Genomic DNA, 16,194 nt, shown 5'->3' with positions numbered 1-16,194 from the left:
CGCCATTTTAAAACCGTATCTATTTTTGTGCGTAGGTATTCTAAAATAACATACACTTATGAAATCTATATTGCGAACAATTCTCTTGACCGGCTGTTTAGTGGTCTTTAGCTCCCACGAGCTTTTTTTAAAGGCCGATTCCCATTTTTTAGCGGCCAATATGCCGGCGGAGCTGCATTTGTTCAACGGAACATTCGATAAAAGTGAGAATAGCATTTCAAGGGACAGAATTATCGATCCTAAAATAGTGGGCCCGGAATATACTTTTAAACCAGTGGACGGGGATTTTTACGATAAGGACAATGCTACATTTTTAAAATTCAAGACCGGAGATGCGGGAACCTATGTTGCCGGAATCTCCACTTTGCCTAGAAACTTGAAAATGACCGCCGAAAAGTTTAACGAATACTTAGAACATGAAGGTTTGGATCAGGTGTTGGCCGAAAGGAAGAAAGACGGTAGTAGTACCTCTGGCGCCAACGAAAAATATTCCAAGCATGTAAAATCGGTATTACAAATCGAGGGAAAACGTACCGATCATTACCAATTGGAAATGGGCTATCCGATAGAATTCGTTCCCTTGTCGAATCCGTTCGATGCCAAACCGGGCGATGCCATTTCATTTCGATTGCTTCGAGATGGGAAACCCTTATCCGACCAAACGGTGCATTACAGCACGATCATTCCGGGGGTAGATGCCCACGAAAATGAAAATTCAACGAAAACCGATGCTCAAGGAATATGCACGATACAACCTGAAACTGCCGGTCAATGGTACCTAGCGACCATACACATGACGCAGAGTGATGAAGCGGATATCGATTACGAATCGAACTGGGCTACGCTTACTTTCGCTATCAAATAGTTTTAATTGAAAATCGGGATTTAAAACGGATAGGTACTTCTTACCAATTGTAAAGTGGGTCTTTCGGGCTTGATTAAGGTATTAAAAATCCAACTTTTTCCTGCGAAGTTCAAAGTTTTGGCCCAGATAGACTTTGCGCACCATTTCATCGGCGGCCAAATCCTCAGGATGCCCCGATTTTAAAATGCCACCTTCGAACATTAAGTAGGAACGTTCGGTTATCGCCAAGGTTTCCTGTACGTTGTGGTCGGTGATGAGAATACCGATATTCTTATTTTTAAGCTGTGCAACAATACGTTGAATGTCCTCAACAGCAACGGGATCGACACCGGCGAATGGCTCGTCCAGCAAAATAAATTTGGGATCGGTTGCTAAGGCCCGCGCGATTTCGGTTCTACGACGTTCGCCACCGGACAATAGGTCGCCACGGTTTTTTCTGATGTGGCCCAGACCGAATTCCTCGATCAAAGACTCCATCTTCATATGTTGCTCCTTTTTGCTTAGTTTGGTAAGTTGGAGCACGCTTAAAATATTTTGCTCAATACTCAATTTCCGAAAAACGGAGGCTTCCTGTGCCAAGTATCCGATTCCGTTCTGTGCCCTTTTGTACATGGGAAATTTTGTAATCTCCATGTCATCCAAGAAAATCTTGCCACCATTTGGCTTTACCAAGCCCACGATCATGTAAAACGAAGTGGTCTTTCCCGCGCCATTGGGCCCGAGCAATCCGATGATTTCCCCTTGGTTGACTTCCAAGGAAATACCGCGAACGACCTTGCGTCCGCCATAGGTTTTCATGATGTTTTCTGCTCTGAGCTTCATTCTTCAAATTCAAATTCAAACACAAATGCCAAATACAAATAAAGGTCTACAAGTTTAGAAGCCCGTCCGCCGGCTAGCAGGCTTATTCGTTTTTGGTTTTTTATACGTTACCAACCACTGTTTTTTGGGCTAAACGCGGCTAAAACTTGCTAACCAGTTTTCTCAAATCTAAAGCATATCCTTTTTACAGGAAAAGAATTACCCTTTTTTTAACCTTCTTGGTTTTCCAAGGCTTCCCAAAATTCGTAAGCGCGCCGTAGGTGCGGTACGACGATTGTTCCACCAACGAGGGTGGCGATGCCCAATGTCTCCATGACCTCCTCTTTCGAAGCACCTTCTTTATAGACGGTTTCCAAATGGTATTTTACGCAATCATCGCAACGCAAAACGGCTGAGGCGACCAATCCTAAAAGCTCCTTTGTCTTTACGTCCAAGGCGCCTGCAGCGTAGGCATTGGTGTCTAGATTAAAAATCCGTTTAATGATTTTGTTGTTGTCTCCCAACAACTTGCCGTTCATTTTTTCACGGTAGGCATTGAACTCTTTAACTTGGTCTGACATTTTTTCTAGCTCTTTTTGCTTCTCTTTTCAAAACGATTTTTGAAATATAAATGCTCACTTGATATAGGATCAATACAGGAATCGAAACGATTATCTGACTCGCCACATCAGGAGGCGTTATGACTGCGGAAAGGATCAATACGACGACCAATGCGATTTTGCGGTATTTCTTCATGATTTCAGGTGTTACCAAGCCCACTTTGGTCAGGAAGTAAATGATTATCGGGAGTTCGAACAAAATTCCGCACGCCAATACTGCGGCTTTAATGGTGCCTATGTACGAGTCTAGGTCAAATTCGTTCAATACGAGTTCACTGACCTGATAAGTGCCCAAAAAGTTGATGGAAAGCGGTGCGACCACATAGTAGCCGAACAAAACGCCCAAAAAGAACAAAAATGATGCGATTAGAATAAATCCCCTCGAATTTTTACGTTCGTTATCGTGCAGTCCCGGGCTAATGAATTTCCATAATTCGTAGAGAATATAGGGGAAACCTACTATGACACCTGCCCAGATAGATGTCCATATATGCGCCGAAAATTGGGCCGACATTTGTCTACTTTGTATCGTAAACGGCAGTTTTTCGGCACAAAAAGCAGAATCGAAACCAAGTGCCGTAGCAATATCGCAAAACATACGGTAGGTTGGGAAATTCATTTGTGAAGGCCCCAGGAGTACCGTATCGAAAATGAACTTTTTCATCAGGAAGGCAACACTCCCTATGACGACAACCGCGATTGTTGAGCGGATCAAATGCCATCTCAATTCCTCGAGATGGTCTAAAAATGACATTTCATTGGGGTTCACCTTCGCTTTTGCCATTACAATATGCCCTCATTGATTAGATTGTGCAAATGCACAACACCTTGGTAACGCTCTCCCTCTACTGCCAAAAGTTGTGAAATACTTCTATTTTGCATCAGTTCCAACGCCTCGATGGCAAGTACATCAGCGCCAATGGTCTGAGGATTGGAGGTCATGATGTCCTTCGCCCTTAAACCATTGATGGAATCGTATTTATTCAGCATTCTTCGTATATCGCCGTCGGTGACCACGCCAACAATTTTATCATCTTGCAACACAGCCGTTACTCCAAGCATTTTTTCTGAAATCTCAACAATTACTTTCTTAATGTCGGCATCGATATCTACCTGTGGTTTTTGATTGGTCGTAACGATATCGGCTACCCTCAAATACAATCGTTTGCCCAAGGCTCCGCCCGGGTGGTATTTTGCGAAATCGGCACGGTCGAATCCCTTCAACTGCAATAGTGTTAAGGCCAGGGCGTCGCCCATGACCAATTGTGCCGTGGTACTCGTTGTAGGGGCAAGATTATTCGGGCAGGCTTCTTTTTCGACATGGGTATTCAGAATAAAATCGCCCTGTTGCCCCAAAAAGGATGCCGGATTACCGGTCATACTGATAAGAGTGTTTTTCCCTCTTTTGATCAAGGGAACCAACATCTTTATTTCTGGCGTACTTCCACTTTTCGAGATGCACACGACCACGTCATCTTCCTGAATCGTGCCCAGGTCTCCGTGAATGGCATCGCCGGCATGCATGAAAATGGCCGGAGTTCCGGTGGAATTCAATGTTGCGGTAATTTTCGAGGCGATTATGGCGCTTTTGCCGATACCAGTAACGATTACACGTCCTTTTGACCGTAGAATGCTTTCGACCGCCCCTTCAAAATCGGTATCTAGCAAGGAAACCAGATGACCTATGGCATCACGTTGCATTCCTATCGTTTTCTTCGCTATGTCGAGTATCGGTTTGGTGCTATCCAACGTTTTAGTGAAATTTTAAGAGGACTTTCCTAAAAGAAAGCGTTATATTTAGGAATACAAAATTACACATTCTTAGCTTATCGCAATTTTATATCGATAGAATTTGATTCGCGACGAATTCCGCTTAAAATGACAAAAATGCCTATCGCGATAAACAAAGTTTAAACCCCCGATCAGATTAAGTTTTCAAATGACAAATGATAGTACTGTTTCGAAGCAGACCGATTTACATGCACAACTGAAAAAATTCTTTGGATTCTCGTCCTTTAAAGGGCTTCAAGAAGAAGTTGTACAGCATATTTTAGACCAGAAGAACGCTTTTGTGATTATGCCCACTGGCGGTGGCAAATCGCTTTGCTACCAGTTACCTGCATTAATGCAGGAAGGTACCGCGATTATCGTTTCACCACTTATAGCGCTTATGAAAAATCAGGTCGATGCCATTCGTGGTATCTCCTCGGAACACGGTATAGCCCATGTATTGAACTCTTCCTTGACGAAAACCGAGGTCAAAACGGTGAAGGAAGACATTGTATCGGGAGTAACCAAATTGCTCTACGTGGCGCCCGAATCACTCACCAAACCAGAGTATGTTGAATTTCTGCAATCGGTAAAATTATCCTTCATGGCCGTTGATGAGGCACATTGCATCTCTGAATGGGGCCATGATTTTAGACCGGAATACCGCAATTTAAGGTCGATCGTCGACCGTTTGGGAAAAGATATCCCGATAATCGCTCTTACCGCAACGGCTACGCCTAAAGTTCAGGAAGACATTGTGAAGAATTTGGGGATTCCGGATGCCAAACTGTTCAAAGAATCTTTCAATAGGCCTAATCTGTTTTATGAAGTACGTCCCAAAACGGTTGACGTAGATACGGATATCATTCGGTTTGTGAAGAAAAATGCAGGCAAATCGGGAATTATCTATTGTCTTAGTCGAAAAAGGGTTCAAGAGCTTGCTCAAGTACTTCAAGTGAACGGTGTTAGTGCGGTTCCCTATCACGCCGGTTTTGACGCGAAAACGCGTTCCCGGTATCAGGATATGTTTTTGATGCAGGATGTTGATGTGGTCGTGGCGACCATTGCCTTTGGAATGGGTATCGATAAACCTGACGTACGATTCGTAATACACCACGACATTCCCAAGAGTATCGAAAGTTACTATCAGGAAACGGGCAGGGCAGGACGCGACGGGGGCGAGGGCCATTGTTTGGCCTTTTATTCGTACAAGGATATTGAAAAACTTGAAAAATTCATGTCCGGTAAGCCTGTGGCCGAGCAGGAAATCGGAAACGCGCTCTTACAGGAAGTGGTTGCTTATGCCGAAACGTCGATATCAAGAAGAAAATTCATTTTACATTATTTCGGTGAAGTCTTCGATGATGTGAACGGTGCCGGAGCCGATATGGACGATAATGTGCGAAACCCTAAAGAAAAAGTGGAAGCCCAAGATGACGTGGTGAAACTGATAAGGGTCATACAGGAAACCAGCGAAAAATTCAAATCGAAAGAGGTCGTAAAGACATTGATGGGTAAGGTAAATGCAATGTTGTCTTCGTATAAGACCAATGAAAAGAAAGTATTCGGAATCGGTGCGGACAAAGACAAGGGGTATTGGATGGCCTTGATCCGACAGACCTTGGTCGCCGGACTGTTGAATAAGGAAATAGAACAGTATGGCGTATTGCATGTTACCGATAAAGGGAAGGCTTTTCTGAAACAGCCCCATTCGTTTATGATGACGAAAGACCATGTGTACGGTGCGGCGGAGAACGATGCCATCGTCAGTGCTTCCCGAAGTGGTGGCGTTAGTGACGAAAAGTTGTTGAAACAGTTGAAAGACCTCCGAAAAAAACAGGCCGATAAGCTAAGCGTTCCTCCGTATGTTGTTTTTCAAGATCCCTCCTTGGAGGATATGGCGTTAAAGTATCCTATTTCCATGGAGGAATTACAGAATATTCACGGGGTAGGTGAAGGCAAGGCGAGAAAGTACGGTAAGCCCTTCGTGACATTTATTGCGGACTATGTTGAAGAAAACGAGATTATTCGTCCGGAGGATCTTGTGGTGAAGACCACCGGTGCGAATTCCGGTTTAAAATTATATATCATCCAAAACGTTGATCGAAAGCTACCACTGGATGATATTGCCTCGGCGAAGGGGCTCGAGTTGCCCGAATTGATTAAGGAAATGGAACAAATCGTTTTCAGCGGCACCAAATTGAATATCGCCTATTGGATAGACGAACTCTTCGATGAAGAGCAGCAGGAAGAATTACACGATTATTTTATCGAAGCGGAAAGCGACGATATTGAGGTGGCTTCGGCTGAATTCGACGGGGACTACGAAGATGAGGAACTACGGTTATACAGGTTGAAGTTCACCAGCGAGGTAGCGCATTAAATCCTTTCTTTTTTACAAATTATTCCAGAGGTCCACAAGCACGGGTATATATCCCCAGTCCACAAAAACCACTTAGGAACTTGGCACTGCAGACCGCAATAAACCCCAATGTATGAAATCGGGGAGCTACCGCTTTCCTTTCTTTTTTGAAATGTTTAACTTTTTGAACAAAAAATTAAACAAAATTTATGAACCGTGTGCTTCGTTTCCAAGTACATTTGAATCGAATTAAAAAACACATTATGAAAAACATGAAAATTGCATTGGGTGCCGCACTATTATTATTTGTCGGTACAACATCTTTCGCACAGACCGAGAACATTGTAGGGGTCGCCGCAGGAAATGAAAATTTTAGTACGCTTGTAACTGCTGTTAAGTCAGCTGATTTGGTCGGAACATTGAGTTCTGAAGGGCCATTTACCGTTTTTGCCCCAACAAATGATGCTTTTGCCAAACTACCCGATGGTACGGTATCAAATCTTTTGGAGCCGGCAAGTGAAAAAGCGCTCATCGGTGTTTTAACGTACCACGTTGTAGCCGGGAAATATGACGCTGCAGCCGTTATAGAGGCCATAAAAGGAAGCAATGGTTCATTCGCAATCGAAACAGTGCAAGGTGGGGTAATCCTATTATCGCTAGAAGGCGAGAAGGTTATTTTAACGGATGCCAAAGGCGGTCGTTCTACAGTAGTAATGGCCGATGTACCCGCTAGTAATGGTGTCATTCATGCAATCGATACCGTTGTAATGCCAATGTAAATAGCATTGAAGAATTAAAAAACCGCCACATATTTTTATATGTGGCGGTTTTTTTTTGAGAGCAAACGATTTCTTTACGGGGTTGAAGTACCTCCGTCTTCTCTAGCTCTCCTCAGTTGCCTTTGAATCTTACGAATTGCCGACTCAATCGATTTCTCGGGTTCTATAATATTATATTCGCCCCAAAAATTGGGATCTGCAAAGCCTACCGCTTCGTCGCTTAAGATTATAGATGATTTCATTCTTTCCTTTGACTTCGGTAATTTTCCGCTAAGGTTCTTTTCCCAATCAGTGACCGCCATTTCACAGGTCATGCTATAAACCGAATTGAAAAGTCTCTTGTCCCAATTTATTTTGAACTCTAGCAGTACGTTGCTATACCCATAGTACCACTTTCCGTTTTTTTCACGGTAGTCGATACGGTAAGCCACTTCTGTAGGGTAAACATTGGCGTTTCTAGGTTTTCTGCGAACGAACATTTTTGAGGCGATTTCCTTATTCGTAATATTTAGTTCGTAAATCGCGCTTTGCAGCACTTTTTTATCCGCGTCTATATAAAGTTTTCCTTTATACATGGGCTCTATGATGTTTTCCTTTTGATCAAATTCTACCACATAGAGCAATTTGCCATCTTCCCGGGTTGAACGCTCGAACTTAAAATCATAATCTTCGATAGTCGCATCGGTAAAAATATATTCGGGGTATTTCATGATATCAACCAGCAGCGCATTAAAGGGGCCACCTTGCAGTTTCAGCGCAACGGTGTCCATACGGGAATAGTCTGTACTCTTTCTCGATTTATACAGCTGCATGGCGTCCCTTCGATCGGAGTCATAGGGCGTCTTGTAAATATTGACAACGGCCTCGGAAAGCGAGACGTTCTTTCTTCGCTTTTTAATGGTCTCCCTGTAAAATGCGGTCATTAAGGTCGGGTCGTCAAAATAATTCTCTCCCTTTCGTTTCAACGTTTCTTTTACGAGGGCCCTGGCATCTTTCGGGATGCTTAGATTCACTTCGGTAAGTTTCAAAACCGACACCTCCATAAAAATCTGGTTGTCTTCGGCCGAAAATTGTGCCAAGGGAATGGATTTCGACTTGTACCCCAAAAAAGAGACCTTAACACTACCTTCCGTAATTTCTTTAGGAATCTTGAGCGCGAACTCTCCTTCAGTATTACTCACCGTACTTACATTTGTACCTTCTAAAGAAAGTGTGGCGAAGACCAAGGGTCGCTTGGTATCTGCGTCCAGTACCTCCCCTTTGTATTGTTTTAGGGTCGTTTCTTGTTGTTGCTCTTGAAACCCGAGGGCGACCTGGGTTCCTCCCAAAAGCAGAATGGCGAACAGCCCCGCTGCATAAACGGACTTTAGGCGATGATATATTTGTTTTGTTTTCATGACAATTGATTTTAAATGACTACTACTTATAAAGTTAAGATTTTTAATCTATTATTTGTGTTAATATTATTTATGATTATGCGGGACGCTAATAGGATAACGCTGTATATCTCGTCCAAGAAGCTAAACTTCTTTCGTTTGAAACCGTATTTTTAAAGGTTGTCGGAATCGATATGTACGGATAATTATAATCTCCCTGGGTGACTACAAAATGCAAATGTGGATACCCGGCGAGGCCTGTATTACCACTTAAAGCGATTTCCTGCCCTTGTTGAATAGTGTCGCCCACGCGTACGAATGCCCCATCTTGCGTTAAATGCATGTATTGGGCAAAGGTAGTATCGTTATGCCTTACAACCACGACATTATTAGGAAAACCACCATCCCTGCCGGAAGTTTCAACGTACACTACGCGTCCGTCTCTCGCTGCCATTATGGACGTTCCGATGGGCATCTCGAAATCTATCGCAAATTGATCGGGTTGACCGACACTGTGGTACGAACCGGCACAATGACTTAAATTGACCACATAGGACTCACCGACGCGATAGGGCAATACGTATTCAGAGCTCCGCCAATCGTCATACTGGGCATCCGGACAACCAGCGGCCAGTTTGCCTCCATTACTATCCAATTCCTGCACCTGTGTTACCGACTCTTTTTCGGAGCAGCACGTGATTAGGAATAGCAGTATACCCATTTGAAAAAGTTTCATTTTCTCTTTTGAATCCTGTTTTATGAGTTGAAAGTAATGACATATGTTATAAATAGTGTCTCTTTCTATAAACCCTTACAGTTTTGGGCGATAAAATTTCAGGATGATCTTACTCGTTTAACTGATTTGTTTCAAAATCATCCGTGGTTGGACTGGTGCCTGAACATTTGTTGCGTACCGTTCTCTTGAATGGTTTGCTCCTGGTCACTAAGGCCTGACTCAAGAACCCGTGGCCTGTTCAAGATAGGCCGATGGGTTGTATTCGGTGAATTTTTTAAAGGCTTTGTAGAACGAAGCCCGGTTGTTGAACCCGACATCGTAGGCGATTTGGGTCGTGGTCAGTTTGTTCAACTCGTTGTTCATCAAAAGATTTTTGGCATCTTTTACCCGATATTTATTGATAAAATCAAAAAAGGAGAGGTTAAAGTGCTCGTTTACGATTTGGGAGGTATGATTTCTTGAAAGATTCATTAAACGTGATAAATCGTCCAGTCGAAGTTCGTGGTTGAGGTAGGGTTTTTCAGTTTCCATAATGCGGATAAGTTTGTGTTTCATTTCCAGCGAAAGCGCATCCGACAGCCCCGTCTTTCTGTATTTGACAAAAGGAAGTATTTTTTCTATGGATTTCCCTTCGAAAACCTCTGGCTGCACAAATCCGAAGAAGGCTAGCATCCCGATAAAAAATACGATGGCGATATCTACCAGGTAATCGTAGGAAGCATCCATCAACTGAAAACGCACCAAGAAAATATAGAGGGCAAAGGCAAATGCGAAACCCGAATACGAAGCTACGAACCACTTTAGCCAACGATTTTCCCGAAAGCCCAAACGTCGATGCTGTCCGAAGGTAAAATAGGTAAGTAAGGCGTAGAAAAACATCAACGCTATCACGAGCCATATGGCGTAGCTAGGGAAAATTGCATAATCCCAGGTGCGTCCAGCGGTGACAACTTCTACTTTGGTCGTGGTATCCAATAAGTAGAAAGGGGATACCAACGCGATGATACCGAACGGAGGAATTAGAAACAGCAGATCTGTAATTCGAAAATGTGTTCCTTTCAGCACGTTGCGAACGTATATAAACAGCAATGGCCCGTAAATCGTCCAAAGTGGAAAATGGGTCAAGTCTAGATGAATGAATTCCCTAGTGTACAGCCATTGCGACCAGCGCAGGCAATTATTCAACATTTCAAAAGCGAACAAGAAGGTATATAGGGCGAGAATTCGATTGGCGAACTTGTTTCCTTTTCTTTTTAAAAGAAACAATATCGAGAGCAGCACGCCCAGAAAAACGAAAAAGAGAAAGAGCACGATTACCCAGTTCATAACATTTTTTAAGTCGCTCAAATATAGCGGATACCCATCTGAAGGCTGTCTCTTTATGTAGGGGGATGCCTAGCTAACCGTCAAAAGTCTTTGAAGAATGCGCCACCAAGCGGTTGATTTCTTCCATCTCCATATCGGTCAGATGACGCCACTTCCCGACGGGAACGTCTAGTTTAACGTTCATGATCCGCACACGTTTCAGTTTTGTAACGTTGTAGTGCAAATACTCGCACATGCGTCTTATCTGCCGGTTCAGCCCTTGGGTCAGAATAATTTTGAATTCGTGAACATCTAACTGCTCAACTTCACATTTTCTTGTTACGGTATCTAAAATCGGGATACCATTGCGCATTTGTTGCAGGAATTGTTGCGTAATAGGTTTATCTACGGTTACGATATATTCTTTTTCATGCTGATTTCGAGCGCGTAGGATCTTGTTCACAATGTCGCCGTCGTTGGTCAAAAAGATGAGTCCCTCGCTGGGCTTATCAAGCCTGCCGATAGGAAAAATACGTTTGGGATAGTTGATAAAATCGATGATGTTATCCTTTTCAACGCGGGAATCTGTGGTGCATACGATACCAATGGGCTTGTTGAAAGCGAGGTAGACCGGTTTTTCCTTTGGCTCGGTAATAAGTTGCCCGTTTACACGAACTTCATCACCATCGGTAATTTTGGTGCCCATTTCGGGTACTCTCCCGTTGATCATTACCCTACCTTGCTCGATAAGCTTATCCGCGGCACGGCGTGAGCAGTACCCGACTTCGCTAAGGTATTTGTTGATTCGGGTCTGTTTGGGTTCGCTCATTTCAGTTTCACGGTTTTACTAGATAATCGAGATTTGAAGCTGTCCGACCGGCAGGCGGGCATGACTGCTGTCGGGCAAGTTGTTCCAAGGCTCGCCCTGGGGTTAATTTACCACAACCAAATTAGAATGTAGGTAATAATAATGACCAGCACTACGATTTGGTATAGGTAGTTTTTGTACCAGGGCACATTCTGAAAACCGTCCATCAATAATTCCCTCCTATAGGTAAGTAATTTTATCTTCTCGGCATCCGGTGCAGTGGTCAGTAGACTTACCGCGACAAAGATAACTGTCGAAAGTAAAATCATCAGACCGACGTTCATGGTATAATGAAGGTGCCAGAGGTCAAATTGTTCCAACACGAAAAGCGCAATACCGGCCAATGTTCCAATGACCAAAGTCCAAAATGCCCCATCGCCATTTCCTCTTTTAAAAAATACTCCAACAAGAAAAATGACCGCAATTGGCGGTACGATGATAGAGAACATTTGTTGTAGGTAATCCCATAGACCCGTAAAATTTTGAATTTGGGGGGCCCATAGTGCCGCGATCACCATAAAAATCAAGGTGCTTATCCTACCGTATTTGACGATATCCTTTTCAGTTAGATTCTTTTTGATCGGTTTGATAAAGTCGATAACCAATAGGGTAGAGGAAGAATTCAACGCAGAATCAACACTTGACATGATCGCTGAAATAACGCCTGCCAAAACCAAACCGACCAGGCCTACAGGCAATACCTTGGTGACCAAGGTCGGAAAAACGGCATCACCATTCGCAATATCAGGATATAGACTGATGGCCATCGCCCCTGGGAAAACCATGATAAACAACGGAATGACCTTGAGGAAACCCGCCAATATTACGCCCCAACGCGCTTGTTGAATATCTCTTGCCCCTAATACCCGTTGAATGATATATTGGTTGGTAGACCAGTACCAAAAGCCTAGAAAGGGTACACCCATTAAAAGACCGGGCCATGGCAATCCTTCATCCTCCATTGGTCGTACCACGGAAAAATGACCTTCCGGAGCGGCAGCAAGCACCTTACTCCAATCGTAGTCCAACTTTCCAAAAAGAATCCATGAAATGACCCCACAGCCGATTATGAGTATGATCGCTTGTATGGCATCGGTGTATACCACCGCTTTCAAACCGCCGCCGGCCGTATAAATACCGGCTACCACAGCCAACACCAACGACGTTTGCCACATCACCAAATCGGGAAAAAACGTTTGCAATATTAAACTACCCGCGTAAAGAGCACCGGCAGTTTCAATCATGATAGTACTAAAAATGGTGATAATCGAGAAAAATTTCTGCGACCTTCTATCAAAGCGAAGTTGAAGAAATTCGGGTATGGTCGTAATCTGACTTCTTAAATAGAGTGGTATAAAAATCAAGGCCGCGACAATTAACGGGATTCCAGACATCCATTCATAGACGGAATTTGAGATTCCGGTCGTGTAGGCAGCTCCGGCCAGACCGACAATGGTCGAGCCCGAAATATTGGAAGCAAATAAAGAGAGGCCGATAATTCCCCAACCAAAGGTTCGCCCACCCAGAAATAAGTCTTCGCCCGTTTTTGTTTTGCGCGAAATCCATAGTCCTATAAAGAGTACCACTAGGAAATAGGAGATTACAATGCCAATGTCGATGTTCGAAATGGTACTTTCCATAGTGGCCGGTTGCTTAGTCGATTTCGATAAATATATGAAAAGAATACCTCTTGGCCGTCAAAAGATAGTGGTCCAAAGGAGTCGACAACCAAGAATCGATACCACCAACGCCCATATGTACATGATCAACACATAAATGCACATTTTCGTCTTTTTCAAGCTCGTAATATCTTCCTTTATCCCGTTCGGTTCTATTCAACTGAAACGGACTGTACTGCAAAGCACTGTAACCAAAGGTTTCATCGCTGCGTATGGTTAGTTGCTTTTGCTGGGTATCCTGTAATCGTACCCACGTGCAATCCTGCTTTGCCCCGTTTTCTTGATTCGAGATATAGGGCACATACTGATTGGCAACCTTTGCTTTGTAGTGATTCACATGCGCGGCATATTTACGGTCGGAATAATTTTCGAACGGGCCGCGACCGTACCAATCTAATTTGGAAAATGAAGCGGGCAAGGTAAAGTGAAGGCCAAATCGGGGTAATAGCGGTAGTGGTCGTAGAATCTGTAATTCTGTGGTAATTCCCAATCTTTTAGGTGCTACCAATCGGTAGGTGAGTTCTAGTTCGGCATCACCATGGCCCAAATCGAATTTGACGAGAATACTATTCAATTTCCCGACCACGGAAACCAATCGGGCGGCTTTCATAGCATGCCGCCAGTACCCGCATAGTGCCGGCATTTTCCATCCAAAATCGTTGTCGTTGGGAGGACGCCAAAATATGGGGGTAACCGGAGCGGTCAAAAATTCATGATTGTTGCCGACCATGGAAGCCAAAAGACCGGTTTTCCTATCTACTTGTAATTTTATGAGATTGTCGGAAAGTTCAATATATGGGTTGTTGTACGTATTTAGGCTTCTTCCTTTGTTGCCATCTGGTACTTGTTTAATTATTCTTTGGATGACTTGAAATTGTTCACTGGCCAAAATCTTTGTGGGAACCTCCGTATCGAATATCACGATATTCAAATAGCAATCGAATTTGTCGTTCAAGGCAGAAAGGTCATAGGGCAACCGAAGCAGTATGCTGTCATTGGCGGAAAGGGAGATGTTTGTTTTTCCCTTAGTGCATATTCCATCCTCGGAAGAAATATTCCATTGCAGTATATAATGATCCAGTGTGGTGAAAAGTAATTCGTTGGTTACTTTCAATCTTCCCTCTTGAGCATTCATACAAGTTATCTGCACAGGTGCATACAGCTTTTTTACCTCCTCGAGTGCTGGTTTTGGCGTTCGGTCGGGCCATAGCAACCCGTTGATGCAAAAATTTCCATCGCTGGGAGTATCAGAAGGTCCGAAATCACCACCGAAGGCCCAATATGGTGAGCCATTTTTCTTGGCAATCAGGCCTTGGTCCATCCAATCCCAAATAAAACCGCCTTGTAGGCAATCATACTGGCGAATCAAATCCCAGTATTCCTTGAGACTGCCGTTGCTGTTGCCCATGGCGTGGCTGTACTCGCACATAATATAGGGTCGGTCCCCACGATTTTCGGCATAGTTTTCTATATGCTCTGGGGTAGGGTACATTGGGCAAACAATGTCGGTATTTGCCTCTTCCATCGATTGTTCATATTGAATCGGTCTGGTTTTATCCTGGTCTTTCAACCAAGCGTAAGTCCGCTCGAAATTGATGCCGTTTCCCGCCTCGTTCCCCATTGACCAAATGATAATGGAACAGTGGTTCTTACTGCGATGGTACATACGCTTTACACGATCGAGATGGGCCTCCTGCCAATGGATGTCCTTGGCCAAGCTCTCTTCCTCATATCCCATACCGTGGCTTTCGATATTCGCTTCATCGATCACGTAAAGTCCGTATTCATCACAGAGCTGGTACCATTCCGGATGGTTGGGGTAATGACTGTTGCGCACCGCGTTGATGTTGTATTTCTTCATCAACAGAATGTCTTCGACCATACTTTCTTTGGTAATGACATGGCCCGTTTGCGGATCGTGTTCATGACGATTGACCCCTTTAAGAATCAATGGTTCTCCGTTGAGGTGCAGTCGGTTTTTTATGATTTCCACTGTTCGAAAGCCAACTTGATTTTCAATGCTGTCGAGCAGTGCGCTATTTCTATATAGTGTAATGTGTAATTTGTATAGATGGGGGTGTTCGGCGCTCCATGGTAATATATCGGGAAGTATCAAATAGGCAACTACGGTTTCCCGCGTATGGGCATTGACCCCAAGAGGGATAGTTCTACCGGCAATTTCGCTCCCTTCTTGGTTGCGTACGCTCAGTTGTATTTCCGCTGAAAAATCCTGTTTAAAGGTATTGCGAATGGTGATGTTCGCTGTTAAATTTCCGTCTTTATACCCGTTTTCCAGAAGTGCGTTGGTATGATGATCTTCGATATACAATTGCGGCCTGGCCATTAGGTATACCTCACGTTCAATACCGCTTAAACGCCAGAAATCCTGACATTCCAAATAACTGCCATCGCACCAACGAAAGGCTTGAATGGTAATCTCCATTTCCGAATCGGTGTAGGGAGTCACATCAAAAATAACTTCGGTTTTGCTATCCTGGTTGTAGCCTATAAATTCGCCATTGATCCAAAAATACGCTGCCGATTTTATGGCACCTACCACTAAAAAAATGCGCTTTTCGGCCCACGCAGACGGGATTTTCACCTTTCTTTTATAGACTCCCGTAGGGTTGTTGTCGGGTACCAGTGGCGGATTCTTTTTAAACGGATACCTGTCGTTCACATAAATAGGAATGCCATAGCCGCTGCATTCCCAGTTGGCGGGAACCTGTATTTTGCCCCATGCTGAAGTATTGAAATTCCGTTCTTTGAATTTTTTTGGAAGGTTTTTTTTATTCTCGCTCCACAAAAAGTCCCATTCGCCATCGAGGAGGAGTATGTTTTCAGTCGCAAATCCTTCATGACGAAATGCGGACGGGGGCTCTTGACCGATATTGAAAACCGATGGTTCGGTGAGCCAGTTGTAGGTCGGGTCGGGTAGTGGTCCGTTTTTTTTCATTTAAATTAGCAACAATCTGTGGTATGCTAATTTACTCTTTTAAATGCTGACCGTAGCCCACTGGATTCATATTCAGG

At 43.8% G+C, this 16,194-nt stretch carries 13 protein-coding genes; 3 read left to right on the top strand and 10 right to left on the bottom strand.

The features are described 5' to 3' along the window. Positions 1–58: 58 nt before the first annotated feature. Positions 59–865: a DUF4198 domain-containing protein gene (locus FGM00_RS11590; RefSeq protein WP_138853062.1), complete on the top strand. Its 807-nt coding sequence runs from the start codon at positions 59–61 to the stop codon at positions 863–865. Between the two features lie 81 nt (positions 866–946). Here FGM00_RS11590 and lptB read toward each other — a convergent pair whose 3' ends face one another. The 4 genes from lptB to FGM00_RS11570 all read right to left on the bottom strand — a co-directional run bounded on the left by lptB (position 947) and on the right by FGM00_RS11570 (position 4,035). Beyond that, positions 947–1,687, bottom strand: a complete 741-nt coding sequence (gene lptB / locus FGM00_RS11585; RefSeq protein ID WP_138853061.1) for an LPS export ABC transporter ATP-binding protein — start codon at positions 1,685–1,687, stop codon at positions 947–949. A gap of 209 nt (positions 1,688–1,896) precedes the next feature. Beyond that, entirely contained in the window at positions 1,897–2,247 is a 351-nt protein-coding gene (locus FGM00_RS11580; protein WP_138853060.1) for a carboxymuconolactone decarboxylase family protein, read from the bottom strand. Beyond that, the gene (gene tatC, locus FGM00_RS11575; protein WP_138853059.1) at positions 2,231–3,070 is read right to left on the bottom strand and encodes a twin-arginine translocase subunit TatC; all 840 of its coding nucleotides are present in this window, start codon (positions 3,068–3,070) and stop codon (positions 2,231–2,233) included. The genes FGM00_RS11580 and tatC overlap by 17 nt, the downstream gene beginning before the upstream one ends. Continuing rightward, complete coding sequence (locus FGM00_RS11570) at positions 3,070–4,035, bottom strand: KpsF/GutQ family sugar-phosphate isomerase (RefSeq protein ID WP_138853058.1); 966 nt, start codon at positions 4,033–4,035, stop codon at positions 3,070–3,072. The genes tatC and FGM00_RS11570 overlap by 1 nt, the downstream gene beginning before the upstream one ends. A gap of 190 nt (positions 4,036–4,225) precedes the next feature. Here FGM00_RS11570 and recQ point away from each other — a divergent pair, with 190 nt between their 5' ends. Next, on the top strand, positions 4,226–6,439 hold the full coding sequence (recQ, locus tag FGM00_RS11565) for a DNA helicase RecQ (protein ID WP_138853057.1): 2,214 nt from the start codon (positions 4,226–4,228) through the stop codon (positions 6,437–6,439). Between the two features lie 251 nt (positions 6,440–6,690). Then, positions 6,691–7,197: a fasciclin domain-containing protein gene (locus tag FGM00_RS11560; protein ID WP_138854697.1), complete on the top strand. Its 507-nt coding sequence runs from the start codon at positions 6,691–6,693 to the stop codon at positions 7,195–7,197. 74 nt (positions 7,198–7,271) lie between these two features. Here the strand turns inward: FGM00_RS11560 and FGM00_RS11555 are convergent, their stop codons facing one another. The 6 genes from FGM00_RS11555 to FGM00_RS11530 all read right to left on the bottom strand — a co-directional run bounded on the left by FGM00_RS11555 (position 7,272) and on the right by FGM00_RS11530 (position 16,117). Next, positions 7,272–8,594, bottom strand: a complete 1,323-nt coding sequence (locus FGM00_RS11555; RefSeq protein WP_138853056.1) for a carboxypeptidase-like regulatory domain-containing protein — start codon at positions 8,592–8,594, stop codon at positions 7,272–7,274. A gap of 88 nt (positions 8,595–8,682) precedes the next feature. Continuing rightward, entirely contained in the window at positions 8,683–9,309 is a 627-nt protein-coding gene (locus FGM00_RS11550; RefSeq protein ID WP_138853055.1) for a M23 family metallopeptidase, read from the bottom strand. Between the two features lie 219 nt (positions 9,310–9,528). Beyond that, a complete protein-coding gene (locus tag FGM00_RS11545) occupies positions 9,529–10,635 on the bottom strand; it encodes a helix-turn-helix domain-containing protein (protein ID WP_138853054.1) in 1,107 nt (368 codons plus the stop codon). Between the two features lie 73 nt (positions 10,636–10,708). Continuing rightward, positions 10,709–11,443 (bottom strand): 23S rRNA pseudouridine(2604) synthase RluF, encoded by a 735-nt coding sequence (gene rluF / locus FGM00_RS11540; protein WP_138853053.1) that lies wholly within the window; start codon positions 11,441–11,443, stop codon positions 10,709–10,711. Between the two features lie 107 nt (positions 11,444–11,550). Further along, entirely contained in the window at positions 11,551–13,122 is a 1,572-nt protein-coding gene (locus tag FGM00_RS11535; protein WP_138853052.1) for a sodium:solute symporter, read from the bottom strand. Positions 13,123–13,135: 13 nt separating this feature from the next. After that, entirely contained in the window at positions 13,136–16,117 is a 2,982-nt protein-coding gene (locus FGM00_RS11530) for a glycoside hydrolase family 2 TIM barrel-domain containing protein (protein WP_138853051.1), read from the bottom strand. Between the last annotated feature and the right edge of the window lie 77 nt (positions 16,118–16,194).

This window comes from Aggregatimonas sangjinii (genome assembly GCF_005943945.1).
Classification (GTDB): Bacteria; Bacteroidota; Bacteroidia; order Flavobacteriales; family Flavobacteriaceae; genus Pelagihabitans; species Pelagihabitans sangjinii.
The sequence above is the reverse complement of the archived record's forward strand: the minus strand, read 5'-3'. Positions and strand labels throughout refer to the sequence as shown.

What these genes read in the sequence shown, in the direction of transcription:
- FGM00_RS11580 (WP_138853060.1), bottom strand. Translation starts at nt 2,247, where the DNA reads ATGTCAGACCAAGTTAAAGAGTTCAATGCCTACCGTGAAAAAATGAAC.
- rluF (WP_138853053.1), bottom strand. Translation starts at nt 11,443, where the DNA reads ATGAGCGAACCCAAACAGACCCGAATCAACAAATACCTTAGCGAAGTC.
- tatC (WP_138853059.1), bottom strand. Translation starts at nt 3,070, where the DNA reads ATGGCAAAAGCGAAGGTGAACCCCAATGAAATGTCATTTTTAGACCAT.
- lptB (WP_138853061.1), bottom strand. Translation starts at nt 1,687, where the DNA reads ATGAAGCTCAGAGCAGAAAACATCATGAAAACCTATGGCGGACGCAAG.
- FGM00_RS11555 (WP_138853056.1), bottom strand. Translation starts at nt 8,594, where the DNA reads ATGAAAACAAAACAAATATATCATCGCCTAAAGTCCGTTTATGCAGCG.
- FGM00_RS11550 (WP_138853055.1), bottom strand. Translation starts at nt 9,309, where the DNA reads ATGAAACTTTTTCAAATGGGTATACTGCTATTCCTAATCACGTGCTGC.
- FGM00_RS11560 (WP_138854697.1), top strand. Translation starts at nt 6,691, where the DNA reads ATGAAAATTGCATTGGGTGCCGCACTATTATTATTTGTCGGTACAACA.
- FGM00_RS11545 (WP_138853054.1), bottom strand. Translation starts at nt 10,635, where the DNA reads ATGAACTGGGTAATCGTGCTCTTTCTCTTTTTCGTTTTTCTGGGCGTG.
- FGM00_RS11535 (WP_138853052.1), bottom strand. Translation starts at nt 13,122, where the DNA reads ATGGAAAGTACCATTTCGAACATCGACATTGGCATTGTAATCTCCTAT.
- FGM00_RS11590 (WP_138853062.1), top strand. Translation starts at nt 59, where the DNA reads ATGAAATCTATATTGCGAACAATTCTCTTGACCGGCTGTTTAGTGGTC.
- recQ (WP_138853057.1), top strand. Translation starts at nt 4,226, where the DNA reads ATGACAAATGATAGTACTGTTTCGAAGCAGACCGATTTACATGCACAA.
- FGM00_RS11530 (WP_138853051.1), bottom strand. Translation starts at nt 16,117, where the DNA reads ATGAAAAAAAACGGACCACTACCCGACCCGACCTACAACTGGCTCACC.